Annotated in this window: 2 protein-coding genes and 3 rRNA genes; all 5 read left to right on the forward strand. The window is 42.6% G+C overall.

All coding sequences use genetic code 11. From position 1 onward, the window contains the following. The first annotated feature begins 181 nt into the window (after positions 1–181). Positions 182–10,501: an ESPR-type extended signal peptide-containing protein gene (locus tag VCHSUH04_RS09025; RefSeq protein WP_105086287.1), complete on the forward strand. Its 10,320-nt coding sequence runs from the start codon at positions 182–184 to the stop codon at positions 10,499–10,501. A gap of 117 nt (positions 10,502–10,618) precedes the next feature. After that, positions 10,619–11,419 (forward strand): hypothetical protein, encoded by an 801-nt coding sequence (locus tag VCHSUH04_RS09030; protein WP_105086288.1) that lies wholly within the window; start codon positions 10,619–10,621, stop codon positions 11,417–11,419. Between the two features lie 1,070 nt (positions 11,420–12,489). Continuing rightward, positions 12,490–14,052, forward strand: a 16S ribosomal RNA gene (locus VCHSUH04_RS09035). Positions 14,053–14,476: 424 nt separating this feature from the next. After that, a 23S ribosomal RNA gene (locus VCHSUH04_RS09040) occupies positions 14,477–17,411 on the forward strand. Between the two features lie 75 nt (positions 17,412–17,486). Next, positions 17,487–17,595 (forward strand): 5S ribosomal RNA (gene rrf / locus VCHSUH04_RS09045); the annotation flags it as partial.

Consider the following 17,595-nt stretch of genomic DNA (forward strand, 5'->3'; position numbering starts at 1 on the left):
ATATAAAATTTATTTTAATTATTTTAGGAATTTCTATTTACAATTAGTTTATAAATTGTTATCATATTAATATCTTAATGAATGGTATGTGAACGTGTGTCATAAACAATTCATGAAACGAAAAATGTATATAAGGCATTTGGTGTTTTCTTTATAAGAGAGAAAGGGGTTCATAGTTTCTATGAATAAGGTTTTTAAGGTCGTTTATAGCAAATCTAAAGGCTGCTACGTAGTAGTACCTGAAACTGCTAAAAATAATAACGGCAAGAAAAAAGTATTAGCTAGCGTATTGGCTGGCTTGGCACTTGTTGGTGGTGCAGTTGCTGGTAACCCAGCTCACGCAATAGTTAGCTCCGATGGCAGTATTAATACAGAAGGTAGCCGAATTGATATTCATGCTAATGCTAAACCTGCTAACAGTGTTGGCGTTAATTCTATCGTTGTAGGTTACCAAAATAGAACTGATAATGAAGATGGCACTACAGCTCTTGGTGCTAATAACCAAGCTTATGGTAATTCTGGTTTAGCCGTTGGTAATCAAAACGAATCTAGCGGCGGTGCTTCCACTGCTATTGGTGCTGGCAACAGAGCAGCTGGTGCGGCAACGGTAGCTATTGGTAACGTAAGCAATGCCAATGCACAAAGTGCCATTGCAATCGGTTCCTATAACAACGTTGACTACACAAAAGGTACTTGGCAAACAGCACCTAAAAATGCCGGTGCATACTCTACAGTAGTTGGTAACTATTCTAGTGCAACTGGTAGAGAATCTGCTGCTATGGGTGTATATTCCAATTCTGCTGGTCCTGGATCTTTTGCCGCTGGTTACAAAGAAAATGCATTGGGTCAAAACTCCGTTGCCATTGGTTCTGAAAATACATCTCATGTAGCAGACACAATTACATTAGGTCAATCTAATAACGCTAAAACAATGGGTGGTATTTCCATTGGTAAAAATAACTTGACTGATTCTGCAGCTGGTAATCGTGGTGATGCACGTAGAAATAGAGAGAATTCCCAAATTGCTATCGGTCGTGACAACCAAGCAACAGAATTAGATACGATTGCTATTGGTCGTGAAACAACTGCATCTGGCTCTGGTGCTACTGTAATCGGTGCTCGTGCTGAAGCTTCTGGCAATAATGCTATTGCTATTGGTCAAAGTGGCGAAGGCTCGCCTAAAGTAATTGCTAAGGGTGTAAATTCTATTGCTATCGGTATGCAATCTCAAACTGAAGGTGAATCTGGTGTAGCATTAGGTGCTGGTACTCGTGCAAATGGTCAATATGGCGTTGCAGTAGGTCATATTGCTAAAGCAAATGTGACTAGAGCAACAGCTCTAGGTGATGAAACGAATGCTAATATTGCAGAAGGTGTAGCTCTTGGTGCATCCTCTGTTACAACAACAGATAAAGGTGTAGTAGGTTACAACCCATCTGATTTACATACTCGTAAATATACTAACTTACAAGGTAATGTACAAACGGCTACTACAGCTGCTGTATCCATCGGTAATGGCAAAACATTGACTCGTCAATTGACTGGTCTTGCTGCAGGTACTGCAGACACTGACGCTGTTAACGTAGCTCAATTGAAAAACGTTGGCGTTGCTGTAACTGGTAACACTGGTAAAAGTGACTTCTTAACTGATGGCGGTAAATTAAACGTTATCGGTACAGGTCGTGTATCTACTGTAGCGGCTCATGACGGTGCGAAAGACTCCAAAATTACTGTAGGCTTTGACGATACTGGCATGGTGAGAGCTGGTAAAAACGTTACAGTTGACGAAAAAACTGTAGACGGTCGTACTACTTACACAATCAACGCTGCTGATACAGCTGCTAGGTATGACTTCTTAACAAATGCTAAAGCTAACGGCGGTAAATTAGACGGCACTGCAAATCCTGCAACTGTTGCAAAGGGTAATACTGTTAACTACGCAGCTGGTAAGAACTTAACAGTTAAACAAGACATTGAGCAATCTATTGGTGAACAAACATATACATACTCTTTAAATAGCGATCTTGGTGGCATTACTTCTATCACTAACAATGGTGGTACTACAATGCACTTTGATGGTGATAACATCAGCATCACTGGCGGTAACCTAGATCTTGGTGATAACAATATTACTAACCTAAAATCTGGTGGCGATGTAATCAATAATGCTGCTAACATTGGCGATGTTATTCGTATCTCCAAAGCTAATGACTTGCATGTAGCTCCTACAGCAGGCACTAATAACAATGTGGCTGAATACACTGTAGATGCTAACAAAAAGGTTACATTAACTTACCAAGATGGTAATGGTAAAACTGTTAACGGCCCTAAAGCAGTTATCGACTTGAGCGGTTTGAAAACTGGCGACATGAGCTCTTTCAACGTGAAATCTACTGCTACAGAAGGTAAAGTGGCACAAGGTTCTGCTGGCGTTCAAGAAATCCGTGACGGCAAAACTGTGGAAATGCAAGCTGGCAAAAACATGACCATTAAACAAACTAATAATAATGGTAATGCAGCTGTTGAATTTGCATTGAATAAAGACATCGATTTGACTCCAGATGGGTCTATCAAAATTGGTGACACTAATATCACTGATAATGGTTTGACTATTAATGGTGGTCCATCTGTTACTAAAACTGGTATCAATGCTGGTGGTTTAAACATTACTAATGTGAAAGCTGGCGTAAATGATAACGATGCAGTTAATGTTAGCCAATTGAAACAAGTTCGTGCTGACGAACGTCACATTAAGCCTGGTGAATACGCTGTAGATAACAACGGCAAAGTAACAATGACTTACCTTGATGGTAACAACAAAGATGTTCCTAATGAAACTGCTGTTATCACAGGTATTGCTAAACAAGATCTTTCCAACATCAACAATGGTGGTAAGACTGTTATTAAAAACCTTGCTAAAGAAGCTATCGACATGGAAAACGGTAAGAACACAACTGCTTCTCACCGTGACGTAAATGGCGTTAAAACTTTCAAAGTAGACGTTGAAGGTGATTTAACTGACATTACATCCATCACTAACAAAGCTGGCGATGGCAAAATTGCATTTGGTGGTAACCAAACTGTAAACGTAGCTGGTGATCACAACATTAGCTTGAATGCTAAAGCTGGTGATATCACTGGTTTAACTAACGTAACTTTAGATGCTCCTGATTTCGCTAAAAAAGGTCGTGCTGCAACTGAAGAACAATTGAACATTGTTAATAACAAGTTCAATAACACAGTTGGTTTGACTGGTAATACAGGCGCTACTGAATTACAAAAATTGAACAAACAAGGCGGCTTGAGCTTCGGCGTTGTAGGTGCTAACAATGGTGAGTACATTACAACAACTGCTTCTGGTTCTAATGTAGTGGCTGACTTGTCCGACAGCGCTAAAAACAAATTGAACAGCACTGTTGAAGTTCAAGGTAAAAATGCTGCGAAAGTAACAAGCAATGTAGTTCAAAATGCAGATGGTAGCACAAAAACTATCTACACTGTAGATGTAAACAACGTAACACCTACTGCAGCTTCTACTGAAAAAGTACAAGCTAAAGCAGACGTAGCTGGTTCTAGCGACAAAAATATCGCTAAAGTATCCCCTAAAGCAGGCGATCAATTCGGTGAAGCTGGTGCAACTTACGAAGTAAACGTATCCCGTAACGACGTAAAAGATGCAGCTCGTGAAGCAGTTACTGTAAACAATGCAAACAATAACAACAACCCTATCACTGTTACACCTGTACAAGATGAAGCAAACCACAATACAACTTACCAAGTAACATTCGATGGTGATAAAGCTGCTAAACAAATTCCTTTGACATACAAAGCGAATGGCACTAATGAACAAAAGGTTACATTGGATAAAGGTTTGAACTTCACAAACGGTAGAAACACAACAGCTTCCGTAGATGCTGAAGGCGTTGTTAAATACGATGTTAATAAAGACTTAGTTAATATCAATTCCATTTCCAACACTACAAATGGTCCAAAAATGGAATTCGGTCCTAACTCCATCAATATCACTAATGGCCCTATCAACATGGGTGACCAAAACATCACTAACCTTAAATCTGGTGGCGATGTAGTGAATAACGCTGCTAACATTGGCGACGTAACTCGTATTTCCAAAGCTAATGACTTGCACATTGCTCCAACATCTTCTGATCGTCAAGGTGAAACTACTACATCTTACGCTTACGATGCAGCAAGCAAATCCGTAACATTGAAATACAACGATGGTAACGGTGCTAACCAAGCTGGTACAGTAGCAAAAATCGACTTGTCCGGTTTGGCTGATCAAATCAAAGACGGTTACTCCTTCTCCACTGACGCTAAAGGCAATGTAGTTGGTAACCATGCTGTTACACCTGTAGCAAACGGTAAAACTGTTTCTTATGCAGCAGGTAAAAACTTAACTGTTGCTCAAAATATTGATAATGCAACTGGTGAACATACTTACACATATGCATTGTCCAATGATGTTGATTTGACACCAAATGGTTCCTTGAAAATTGGTGACACTATTCTTAATAATGGTGGCTTAACAATTACAGGTGGTCCATCTGTTACTAAAACTGGTATCAATGCTGGTAACTTGAACATTACTAATGTGAAAGCTGGCGTAAACGATACTGATGCAGTTAACGTAAAACAATTGAAAGATGCTCGTACAGTAGTAACTTCTAACGATAAATCCGTAACAGTTAACAAAACAGAAAACGGTAACCAAGTTACTTATGACTTGCATGTAGCTCCAGGCGCTGCACAATCCGTATGGAATGTGAAATCCACTGGTAACACAACTGCTGATTCCGAAGCAACTGCAAAAACTATCACTGATGGTAAAACAGTTGAAATGGCAGCAGGCAAAAACTTGACTGTTAAACAAACTAGCAACAACGACGGCGCTAAAGTTGAATTTGGTTTAGCTGGTGACTTGACTAACATCAAGACTATTAAAAATGAAGGCCCTGCTACTTTCACAATCGGCGGCAACGAATTCAAATTCGATGGCGGCAACGTGAACATGGGCGACAACAACATCACTAACCTTAAATCTGGTGGCGATGTGATCAATAACGCGGCTAACATTGGCGACGTTAACCGTATCTCCAAAGCTAACGACATTCATATCAAAGACAAAACATACACAGTGAACGCTGATAAAACAGTTACATTGGAATATGTTGATGGCAATGATAATGCAGTGAACAAAACAGCTAAGATCGACTTGAGCAACTTGCCTACAGGCGGTAATGCAATCACATACAAAGCGAATGGCCAAAACTCTCAAACAGTTACATTGGATAAAGGTTTGAACTTCACAAATGGTTCCAATACAACAGCTTCTGTAGCTGCTGATGGCGTAGTTAAATACGATCTTAACAACAACGTAAACTTGACTCCATCTGGTTCCTTAACTATTGGTGACACTGTTGTAAACGATGGTGGTTTGACTATTAATAATGGTCCTTCCATCACTAAAGGTGGCATTAATGCTGGCAACTTGAACATTACTAATGTAAAAGCTGGCGTAAACGATACTGATGCAGTTAACGTAAAACAATTGAAAGATGCTCGTACAGTAGTAACTTCTAACGATAACTCCGTAACAGTTAATAAAACTGAAAACGGTAACCAAGTTACTTACGACTTGCATGTAGCTCCAGGTGCTGCACAATCCGTATGGAATGTGAAATCCACTGGTAATACAACTGCTGATTCCGAAACTACTGCAAAAACTATCTCTGATGGTAAAACAGTTGAAATGGCAGCAGGTAAAAACTTAACTGTTAAACAAACTAGCAACAACGATGGTGCTAAAGTTGAATTCGACTTGGCTAACGATATCAAGATTGGTAACGATGGCAAAGACGGTAAAGATGGCGTTGACGGCAAAATCGGCGTAAACGGTAAAGACGGCTCTGCTGTTGTAATCAATGGTAAAGACGGTTCCATCGGCCTCAATGGTAAAGACGGTAAAGATGGTCTTACTATCCGCGGTGCTAACGGTCAAGACGGTGTAGACGGTAAAAATGGTACTAACGGTATCACTCGTATCGTATACGAAGACAAAAATAACAACAAACACGAAGTTGCTACTACTGATGACGGCTTGAAATTCACTGGTAACAACACTGATGTTGTAAACAAAAACAAATTGAACAGCCTTGTTAAAGTTCAAGGTGAAGGCGTAGATAAAACAACTTCTACATCCTTCAAGAGCGCTTCTGGTAACATCAACGTAAAAGCTGATGGTACTGATACTCTCGAAGTTCAATTGAACAAAGATTTGAAAAACATCACTTCCATTAAGAATGATGGCCCTGCAACTATGACAATTGGCGGCAACGAATTCAAATTCGATGGCGGCAACGTGAACATGGGTGGCAACAACATCACTAACCTTAAATCTGGCGGCGATGTAATCGATAACGCAGCTAACATTGGCGACGTAACTCGTATTTCTAAAGCTAACGATTTACACATTGCACCTACTACAACTAATCGTGCAGGTGAAACTACTACATCTTACTCTTATGATGCAGCAGACAAATCCGTTACATTGAAATACAACGATGGCAATGGTACTAACCAAGCTGGTACAGTAGCAAAAATCGACTTGTCCGGTTTGGCAGATCAAATCAAAGATGGTTTCACTTTCAAAGCAAATGCAACTGCTAACGGCGGTAAAGTAGAAGGTACTGCAACTGCAACAACTGTTGAAAACGGTGGTACAATCAACTACGCAGCAGGCAAAAACTTGACTGTTGAACAAACTATCAATCCAACAACTAAAGACCATACTTACACTTATGCATTGTCCGACAATATCAAAGTTGGTAACGATGGCAAAGATGGTAAAGATGGTGTTGATGGTAAAATCGGCATAAACGGTAAAGATGGTTCCGCTGTTGTAATCAATGGTAAAGATGGTTCCATCGGTCTCAATGGTAAAGACGGCAAAGACGGTCTTACTATTAAAGGCGCTAACGGTCAAGACGGCGTTGACGGTAAAAACGGCAAAGACGGCATGACTCGTATCGTATACGAAGACAAAAACAACAATAAACACGAAGTGGCAACTACTGACGACGGCATGAAATATGCTGGCGATGATGGCCAAACTGATTCTACTAAAGTTATCGCTAAGAAATTGAACCAAACATTGGATATCACTGGTGGTGCAGATAAGTCTAAATTGACTGATGGTAACATCGGCGTGAACAACGTAGATGGCAAGTTGAAAGTTCAATTGTCCAAAGAAGTTGACTTAACTCCATCCGGTTCCTTAACAATTGGCGATACTAAGATCACTGACGGTGGTTTAGTAATCAACAATGGTCCATCCATTACTAAAGGTGGCATCAATGCTGGTGACTTGAACATCACTAACGTGAAAGCTGGCGTAAATGACACTGATGCAGTCAACGTAAAACAATTGAAATCCGCTAAGACAGAAGTTAAAGCTGGTGACAACGTAACAGTTGATAAAACAATTGGTGCTGATGGTCAAAACATTTACACAGTAAATGCAAAAGCAACTAACCTTGGCGATGCTGAACTTAACTACACAGCTAACAACGGTACTAAACAAAAAGTTAAATTGTCCGAAGGCTTGAACTTCGTTGACGGTAACTACACTAAAGCTTCCGTTGATGCAAACGGTGTTGTTAAATACGACGTAACACTTGGTAAAGTGAAAGACGGCGTTGACGGCAAACCAGGCGTGGATGGTGATAATGGTATCGCAACAGTTAAAACTGTAGTAGATACAATCAACAACTCCGGTTGGAAAGGTGACGTTACTGGTAACACAGTAGGCGATCACAGTGCAACAATCGTAAAACCTGGCACAACTGTAAACTTCGGTGCAGGTAAAAACTTAACTGTTGAACAAATCGTTGATAAAGTAACTGGTAACCATACTTACAACTATGCATTGTCCGACGATATCAAAGTTGGTAATGATGGTAAAGACGGTAAACCAGGTGTTGACGGTAAGATCGGTGTAAACGGTAAAGATGGTTCTGCTGTTGTAATCAACGGTAAAGACGGATCTATCGGCTTGAATGGTAAAGACGGTAAAGATGGTCTTACTTTCAAAGGTGCTAACGGTCAAGACGGCGTAGACGGTAAAAACGGTACAAACGGTATGACTCGTATCGTTTACGAAGATAGCAACAACAACAAACACGAAGTTGCTACTACTGATGACGGCTTGAAATTCACTGGTAACAACGAAAGCGTTGTAAACAAAAACAAACTTAACTCCACAGTTAAAGTTAAAGGTGAAGGCGTTACTGAAGAGCAAGAAAAAACATTTGAATCTGCTGCAGGTAACATCGCTGTAACTGCTGATGGTAACGATACTTTGAACATTCGCTTGAATAAAAACATCAAAGGCATCGACTCCATCCAAACTAAGGAAATCCACTTAGGTACACCTGATAACTACACAACAATTAAGAAAGATGGAGACCGCATTAAATACGGCGATAAAACATTCGCTAACACTGACGATATTTGGACAATCCAAGCTAATGGCACAGATGTTCCAGCTAACGGCGGTAAAGTAAATGTTAAAGGTGCTGACGGTATCACAGTATCCAAATCTGCTAATGGCGAAATGACAATTAGCGGTGCTGGCCTTGGTACAATGAACAGCTTCAACGTTAAAACTTCTGGTAATACTACTGCTGATTCTGAAACAACAGCTAAGAACATTACTGATGGTAAAACTGTTGAATTCTCCGGCGGTAAAAACCTCACTGTAAAACAAACTAGCGACGAAAACGGCGCTAAAGTAGAATATGCATTGAGCAACAATGTAGATCTTACAAATAAAGGTTCCCTGACAATTGGCGATACTAAGATCACTGATGGTGGCTTGGTAATCAACAACGGCCCATCCGTAACTAAAGACGGCATCAATGCTGGTAATAAACAAATTACTAACGTTGAAGATGGTGTAAACGACACTGATGCGGTTAACGTACGTCAATTGAAAGCAGCTAAAACTAACCTTGTTGACGGTCAAAATACTAAAGTGACTGGCGACGGTTCTAAAGCTAACCCTTACAAAGTTAATGTTGAAGGCGATTTGAATAAAATCACTTCCATCACTAACAACGAAGGCGACGGCAAATTAGAATTCAAAGGTGACCAAGTAGTTAACGTAGCTGGCGACAATACAATCAAGTTTGATGGTAAAACTGGTGATATCACTGGCTTAACTAACAAAACTCTTGATTCCGCTGACTTCGCAACTAAAGGTCGTGCAGCAACTGAAGAACAATTGAAACTTGTTCAACAAGAAGCAGCTAAAAAATCTACTGAAAAAGTACAAGCTAAAGCTGATGCTAATAACATCGCTAAAGTAGCTCCTAAAGCTGGCGATACATTCGGTGCAGCTGGTGCAACATACGAAGTATCTGTAGATAAAAATGACGTTAAAGATGCAGCTCGTGAAGCAGTTACTGTAACAGGTGACAACAAAGCGATCACTGTAGACGTTCAACCAAATGCTACTAACCATACAACTAACTACCAAGTTAACTTCAATGGTAAGGAAGCAGCTAAACAAATTCCATTGACTTATAAAGAAAATGGTGGCAACGCTAGAACAGTAATGTTATCTGATGGTTTAGACTTCTCTAATGGTGTAAATACTACTGCTCACACTGATGCGAACGGTAAAGTATCCTTCGACGTGAAAGGTGACCTCACTAACATCACTTCCATTTCCAATAACTCCAATGGTCCTAAAGTATCCTTCGGTGGCGATACTGTAAATATCACTGGTGGCAACCTCAACATGGGTGGTAACAAAATCACTAATGTTCAAAAAGGCACTAATGATACTGATGCAGTAAACGTTAAACAATTGAAAGATTCCCGTACTACATTGACATCTGATGATCATTCCGTAGTATTGAAGAAAACTGAATCTGCTGACGGTGGCTTGAACTATGACCTTTCTGTAAAAGGCGCAGTTGACCCTCGCGTTGATCAATTGAACGAAGAAATCGGCCGTGTAGGTGCTCAAGGTGCAGCATTGTCCGCATTGAAACCTATGCAATACGATCCATTGGAACCAACTCAAATTATGGCTGGTTATGGTAACTACCGTGGTAACTCCGCGATTGCAGTGGGCGTAGCTCATTACAAAAACGAATCCACAATGTTCCATGGTGGCTTGTCCTGGGCTGGCGGTTCTAGCCATATGATGGCGAATGCTGGTGTAACTTGGAAAGTTGGTAACAGAGATGCTGAAGCAGCTGTAGCAGATCGCTACCGCAAAGGCCCTATCAGCTCTGCATACGCAGTACAAACTGAAATGGCAGCAATGAAAGCTCAAAATGCCGGATTAAAAGGTGAAGTATCTGACTTGAAATATGAAAACGAACAAATTAAAGCTCAAAACGCTGGTCTACAAAGTGAAGTAGAAGTATTGAAAGCTCAAATGGCTGCAATGATGGCGAAAATGGGTATGTAATTAGTTAAACTTTCAAAATAACTAGGAATCCTAGTTTGCTAATGGATACAACTGGTATGGGTTCCTTCGGGAGCCCTGAACCAGCACATTAATTCGACTATGAAAAGAGGAATAGATATGAAAAAATCTACAATGCTTGCTTTCACAGCGGCACTTTTAATGAGCGCAGCATCCATCACTGGTCACGCAGCAAGCGCACCAACATATGATGACAACTTGATCTTGCCTAACCCTGCATCCGCACCTGGTTTGAGCAATGTTGTATTGGTACCTGTGGCCAGCCCACAAGTAGTACAATCCCTTCATGATTACGTAAAAGCATGGGAAAATGCTGAACAAAAAATTGCTTTAGCAGAAGCTAAACGCAACAATCATGAACAATTGACTAAAGCTGATAAAAAATGGTTACATTCCAAAGATAAACATAACTATGCTGATTACTTCCGTACACATTCTTTAGGTCGTGTACATGGCTTTGAAACAGCTTTAAATTGGAACGGTGAAAACCGCAACAAAAATGAATACGAATACTTTGAAATGCCTAAATACAATGAAAAAGATGGCTTTGTAAATAGCTATGGATTTAATGTATTGCGCGGTATGGTAGATCGTGTTAACGAAGTTGTACAAAAGCAAAAACAAGTAGGCGGTCCTATGACTGACGACGAAGCACAAGCATTAGAAGATGCAATCTTGGATATCCTTGCGCAAGAGCAAGAACATGTATCTAACGAAGAACTTCGTCACTACATGAACGAAACAATCTGGTTCGCTGCTAAAGAAACCGTTAAAAACAAAGCAAGCGAAGAACCAACTGCTGCTGATGAGCACGTAGTAGACCTTCGCAAAGCTATCAACGAACCAATGGGTAGCAATGACTACAACAAAGTTGATTTGCGCAGTGCAATTCAACAATAAACGATATCTATAGTAATGTAGATATTGTAGCCTTTTCTTCTCTCGTTAAAAGGCTTAGTTGATCTCTAATACATACTGATGATATATGATGTATCCCTTACATACACATATATCTAAAATGACACATTGGCCCTTATATTGAGTTTATGAGGGCCCTGTACCCTGGACCCCCGACTAGGGAACACAAATCCTTATTAAACAACGCCATCCGGTTGGATGGCGTTGTTTTTATATCTATATAGTTGTTAATTTTCTATATAATTAGTTTTGTGCACTCAATATGTATATATACTATTAAATGACAATTGCATTATATACCATTAAAAAATAATTGTGCCTAAAGAGGTATTATGTGCTTTATATATCTATATAGGTTATTTGAAGCATTAGTCTGTTAAACATATAGGCCTTATTAAGTATTTATCTGTCTATAGATAAGCTATCTATGGATAAGCTATTTATAATTAGGCTAAGTATAGTAGGAAAACATTATAAATGATTAGATAGAAGCATTGATGGATATATAGAGTAAAAACGATTATATATATTATTAATAACTACCGTATATGGTATATATAGTAGCGAAATATACAATATATATAGATTCAGAAAAAAGTTTGCAAAATTTTAAAATTAGGGGTTGCGCCCCTCGGTTCTTTGTACTATAATAGCTATACAGTCGTTCGAAGCGACTGTTTATTAGTTAGCAAACACTAGATAAAATCTATGTTTGTTGATAATCGTTTTAGAATAAAAATGTAATTCCTGGTTAAAACAGAAATTACAAAATTCTAAAAAAGATTATAAAAAGGTGTTGACATGAAAGTGACAACATGTTATTATAATCTAGTCGCCAGTTGGCGAAACACTTTTTATGAAAGTGCTTCGGAGCTAGATAAAATCTAGTCTAACTGGTACAGATCTTTGAAAACTGAACAATGATAGGTAATCAATCATATGATTGAACATATGCCAGAGTGCGGGTTTTGACAAAGTCAAAACCAACCATAATTCAAAGTTACTTACATGTAACGACAACAAATAATGAGCTATTCAAATAGCTTCAAGATATCTTGGAGAGTTTGATCCTGGCTCAGGACGAACGCTGGCGGCGTGCTTAACACATGCAAGTCGAACGAAGAGCGATGGAAGCTTGCTTCTATCAATCTTAGTGGCGAACGGGTGAGTAACGCGTAATCAACCTGCCCTTCAGAGGGGGACAACAGTTGGAAACGACTGCTAATACCGCATACGATCTAACCTCGGCATCGAGGATAGATGAAAGGTGGCCTCTATTTATAAGCTATCACTGAAGGAGGGGATTGCGTCTGATTAGCTAGTTGGAGGGGTAACGGCCCACCAAGGCGATGATCAGTAGCCGGTCTGAGAGGATGAACGGCCACATTGGGACTGAGACACGGCCCAGACTCCTACGGGAGGCAGCAGTGGGGAATCTTCCGCAATGGACGAAAGTCTGACGGAGCAACGCCGCGTGAGTGATGACGGCCTTCGGGTTGTAAAGCTCTGTTAATCGGGACGAAAGGCCTTCTTGCGAATAGTTAGAAGGATTGACGGTACCGGAATAGAAAGCCACGGCTAACTACGTGCCAGCAGCCGCGGTAATACGTAGGTGGCAAGCGTTGTCCGGAATTATTGGGCGTAAAGCGCGCGCAGGCGGATTGGTCAGTCTGTCTTAAAAGTTCGGGGCTTAACCCCGTGATGGGATGGAAACTGCCAATCTAGAGTATCGGAGAGGAAAGTGGAATTCCTAGTGTAGCGGTGAAATGCGTAGATATTAGGAAGAACACCAGTGGCGAAGGCGACTTTCTGGACGAAAACTGACGCTGAGGCGCGAAAGCCAGGGGAGCGAACGGGATTAGATACCCCGGTAGTCCTGGCCGTAAACGATGGGTACTAGGTGTAGGAGGTATCGACCCCTTCTGTGCCGGAGTTAACGCAATAAGTACCCCGCCTGGGGAGTACGACCGCAAGGTTGAAACTCAAAGGAATTGACGGGGGCCCGCACAAGCGGTGGAGTATGTGGTTTAATTCGACGCAACGCGAAGAACCTTACCAGGTCTTGACATTGATGGACAGAACCAGAGATGGTTCCTCTTCTTCGGAAGCCAGAAAACAGGTGGTGCACGGTTGTCGTCAGCTCGTGTCGTGAGATGTTGGGTTAAGTCCCGCAACGAGCGCAACCCCTATCTTATGTTGCCAGCACTTCGGGTGGGAACTCATGAGAGACTGCCGCAGACAATGCGGAGGAAGGCGGGGATGACGTCAAATCATCATGCCCCTTATGACCTGGGCTACACACGTACTACAATGGGAGTTAATAGACGGAAGCAATACCGCGAGGTGGAGCAAACCCGAGAAACACTCTCTCAGTTCGGATCGTAGGCTGCAACTCGCCTACGTGAAGTCGGAATCGCTAGTAATCGCAGGTCAGCATACTGCGGTGAATACGTTCCCGGGCCTTGTACACACCGCCCGTCACACCACGAAAGTCGGAAGTGCCCAAAGCCGGTGGGGTAACCTTCGGGAGCCAGCCGTCTAAGGTAAAGTCGATGATTGGGGTGAAGTCGTAACAAGGTAGCCGTATCGGAAGGTGCGGCTGGATCACCTCCTTTCTAGGGAGACATACACTAGGCCAAGAGCTTGGATGTCACTTAGGTCGACACTTTGGCACCTAACATTGTTCGGTTTTGAGAGATCTGTATAGACTCTCAAACAACTCCATACAGGAGTTTTGTTCTTTGAAAACTGCATAGAAGATAATTATTATATATTTGTAAGGTCATCTCTTAGAATTTCTAAGTAGGTTGACCCGAGCACATAGGAAATAATTCTCTGACTTAATGGTGACGTACATGAAAATGTACGGCTACAAAAAACGACAATGTATCTAATGCATGTCTAAAAATCAAATTGATTTTCGTCAGAATTTGATGGATATCGAGGCGTACCAATGAAGCGAAATCGCCGCGTATTTGTATACGCAAGATGAGCTGAATGCAGTACAACGAAGATAGACGCAAATTATGGCGTAAAATAAGTAAAGATTTTAAGGGCGTACGGTGGATGCCTTGGCGATATCAGCCGAAGAAGGACGCGGTAAGCTGCGATAAGCTACGGAGAGGTGCAAGCAACCTTTGACCCGTAGATTTCCGAATGGGGGAACCCGGCAGTGGTTATGCACTGTCACCCATACCTTTGAGTATGAGGAGGGCACCTGGGGAACTGAAACATCTAATTACCCAGAGGAAAAGTAATCAAACGAGATTTTCTTAGTAGCGGCGAGCGAACGGGAAAGAGGCCAAACCGGAGCGGGCAACCGCACCGGGGTTGAGGACAGTCATCAAGTGTAAATGAGGTAGAAGAATCGAGTTGGAAAGCTCAGCCGCAGAAGGTGAAAGCCCTGTAATCGAAACCTTGCATACATGGGACTGTATCCAGAGTACCACGAGACACGTGAAACCTTGTGGGAAGCAGGGGGGACCACCCTCCAAGCCAAAATACTGATATCGACCGATAGCGCATAGTACCGTGAGGGAAAGGTGAAAAGAACCCCTGGCGGGGAGTGAAAGAGAACCTGAAACCGTATGTCTACAAACAGTCGAAGTCTGTATATATATCAGGACGACGGCGTGCCTATTGAAGAATGAACCGACGAGTTACTGTTGCTAGCGAGGTTAAGTGGAAAACACGGAGCCGCAGCGAAAGCGAGTCTGAACAGGGCGTTCAGTTAGTAATAGTAGACCCGAAACCGTAGTGATCTATCCATGGCCAGGTTGAAGCACAGGTAAAATTGTGTGGAGGACCGAACTCGTGAGCGTTGAAAAGCTTTGGGATGAGTTGTGGATAGGGGTGAAATGCCAATCGAACACGGAGATAGCTGGTTCTCCCCGAAATAGCTTTAGGGCTAGCCTCGAGGTTGAGAGTATAGGCGGTAGAGCACTGATCGGGCTAGGGGCCATACCGGTTACCGAACCTAGTCAAACTACGAATGGCTATACTTATACTCGGGAGTCAGACAGTGAATGATAAGGTCCATTGTCAAGAGGGAAACAGCCCAGAACACCGACTAAGGTCCCAAATGTTACACTAAGTGGCGAAGGATGTGGAATTTCCAAAACAACCAGGATGTTGGCTTAGAAGCAGCCACCATTTAAAGAGTGCGTAATAGCTCACTGGTCGAGAGACTCTGCGCCGAAAATGTCCGGGGCTAAAGTGTAAAACCGAAGTCGTGTCATATGCAGCAATGTATATGGGTAGGGGAGCGTTCTCATTGGGTTGAAGCAGTACCGTAAGGAGTTGTGGACTGATGAGAAGTGAGAATGTCGGTATGAGTAGCGAAAAGAATGGTGAGAATCCATTCCACCGAAAGCCTAAGGGTTCCTGAGCAACGATCGTCGTCTCAGGGTAAGTCGGGACCTAAGCCGAGGCGGAAAAGCGTAGGCGATGGACAACAGGTTGAAATTCCTGTACCGGTGTGAATCGTTTGATCGATGGAGTGACACAGTAAGGTAGGTCAGCACGCGATTGGAAGTGCGTGTTTAAGCAGGTAGGTTGAGCTATAGGCAAATCCGTAGCTCTAAAAGCTGAGATGTGATGACGAGTTACTAGCGATAGTGACGAAGTGATTGATCCTACACTGTCGAGAAAAGCTTCTAGGTAGAGACACATCGCCCGTACCAAAACCGACACAGGTAGGCGGGGAGAGAATCCTAAGGTGCGCGGGAAAACCCTCGTTAAGGAACTCGGCAAAATGCCTCCGTAACTTCGGGAAAAGGAGGACTCATGTAGTGTGAAGTGCAGCAACGCATGGAGCATGAATGAGTGGCACAAGAGAGGCGCAAGCGACTGTTTACCACAAACACAGGTGCCTGCTAAAGCGAAAGCTGATGTATAGGTGCTGACACCTGCCCGGTGCTGGAAGGTTAAGAGGAGGGGTTAGACTTCGGTCGAAGCTCTGAATTGAAGCCCCAGTAAACGGCGGCCGTAACTATAACGGTCCTAAGGTAGCGAAATTCCTTGTCGGGTAAGTTCCGACCCGCACGAAAGGTGTAACGACTTGCGCACTGTCTCAACGAGGGACCCGGTGAAATTGAAGTACCTGTGAAGATGCAGGTTACCCGCGACTGGACAGAAAGACCCCATGGAGCTTTACTGCAACCTAAGATTGAACTTAGTTAATGAATGTACAGGATAGGTGGGAGACGTAGAATCTAGGACGCCAGTTTTAGAGGAGTCGTTGTTGGGATACCACCCTTTCATTAATTGATTTCTAACGGGCCGAGTAACGACCGGCCGGACAGTCTTAGGCGGGCAGTTTGACTGGGGCGGTCGCCTCCTAAAGAGTAACGGAGGCGCCCAAAGGTTCCCTCAGAGCGGACGGAAATCGCTCGAAGAGTGTAAAGGCAGAAGGGAGCTTGACTGCGAGACGGACAGGTCGAGCAGGGACGAAAGTCGGGCTTAGTGATCCGGTGGTGCCGAGTGGAAGGGCCATCGCTCAACGGATAAAAGCTACCCTGGGGATAACAGGCTAATCTCTCCCAAGAGTCCATATCGACGGGGAGGTTTGGCACCTCGATGTCGGCTCATCACATCCTGGGGCTGAAGTAGGTCCCAAGGGTTCGGCTGTTCGCCGATTAAAGTGGTACGTGAGCTGGGTTCAGAACGTCGTGAGACAGTTCGGTCCCTATCCATCGCGGGCGCAAGAAACTTGAAGGGGGCTGCTCCTAGTACGAGAGGACCGGAGTGGACGAACCGCTGGTGTACCAATTATCCTGCCAAGGGTACAGTTGGGTAGCTACGTTCGGGACGGATAAACGCTGAAAGCATCTAAGCGTGAAACCAGCCTTGAGATGAGGTTTCTCATAGCATAAGCTAGTAAGATCCCATGTAGACGACATGGTTGATAGGCCAGGTGTGGAAGAGCCGTGAGGTTTGGAGCTGACTGGTACTAATAGATCGAGGGCTTTACTTAAATAAACATTAAGCAGAATGTGCAAACAAATATATATAACTTCTATGTGGTTTTCAGAGTACAAACTCTGACAGATTCAGTGGCGATGGCTATGAGGATCCACCTGTTCCCATCTCGAACACAGTAGTTAAGCTCATAAACGCCGAAAGTACTTGGCTGGAGACGGCCTGGGAGGATAGGAAGC

It is taken from the genome of Veillonella sp. T14073-2 (assembly GCF_002959875.1).
GTDB classification, from domain to species: Bacteria; Bacillota; Negativicutes; order Veillonellales; family Veillonellaceae; genus Veillonella; species Veillonella infantium.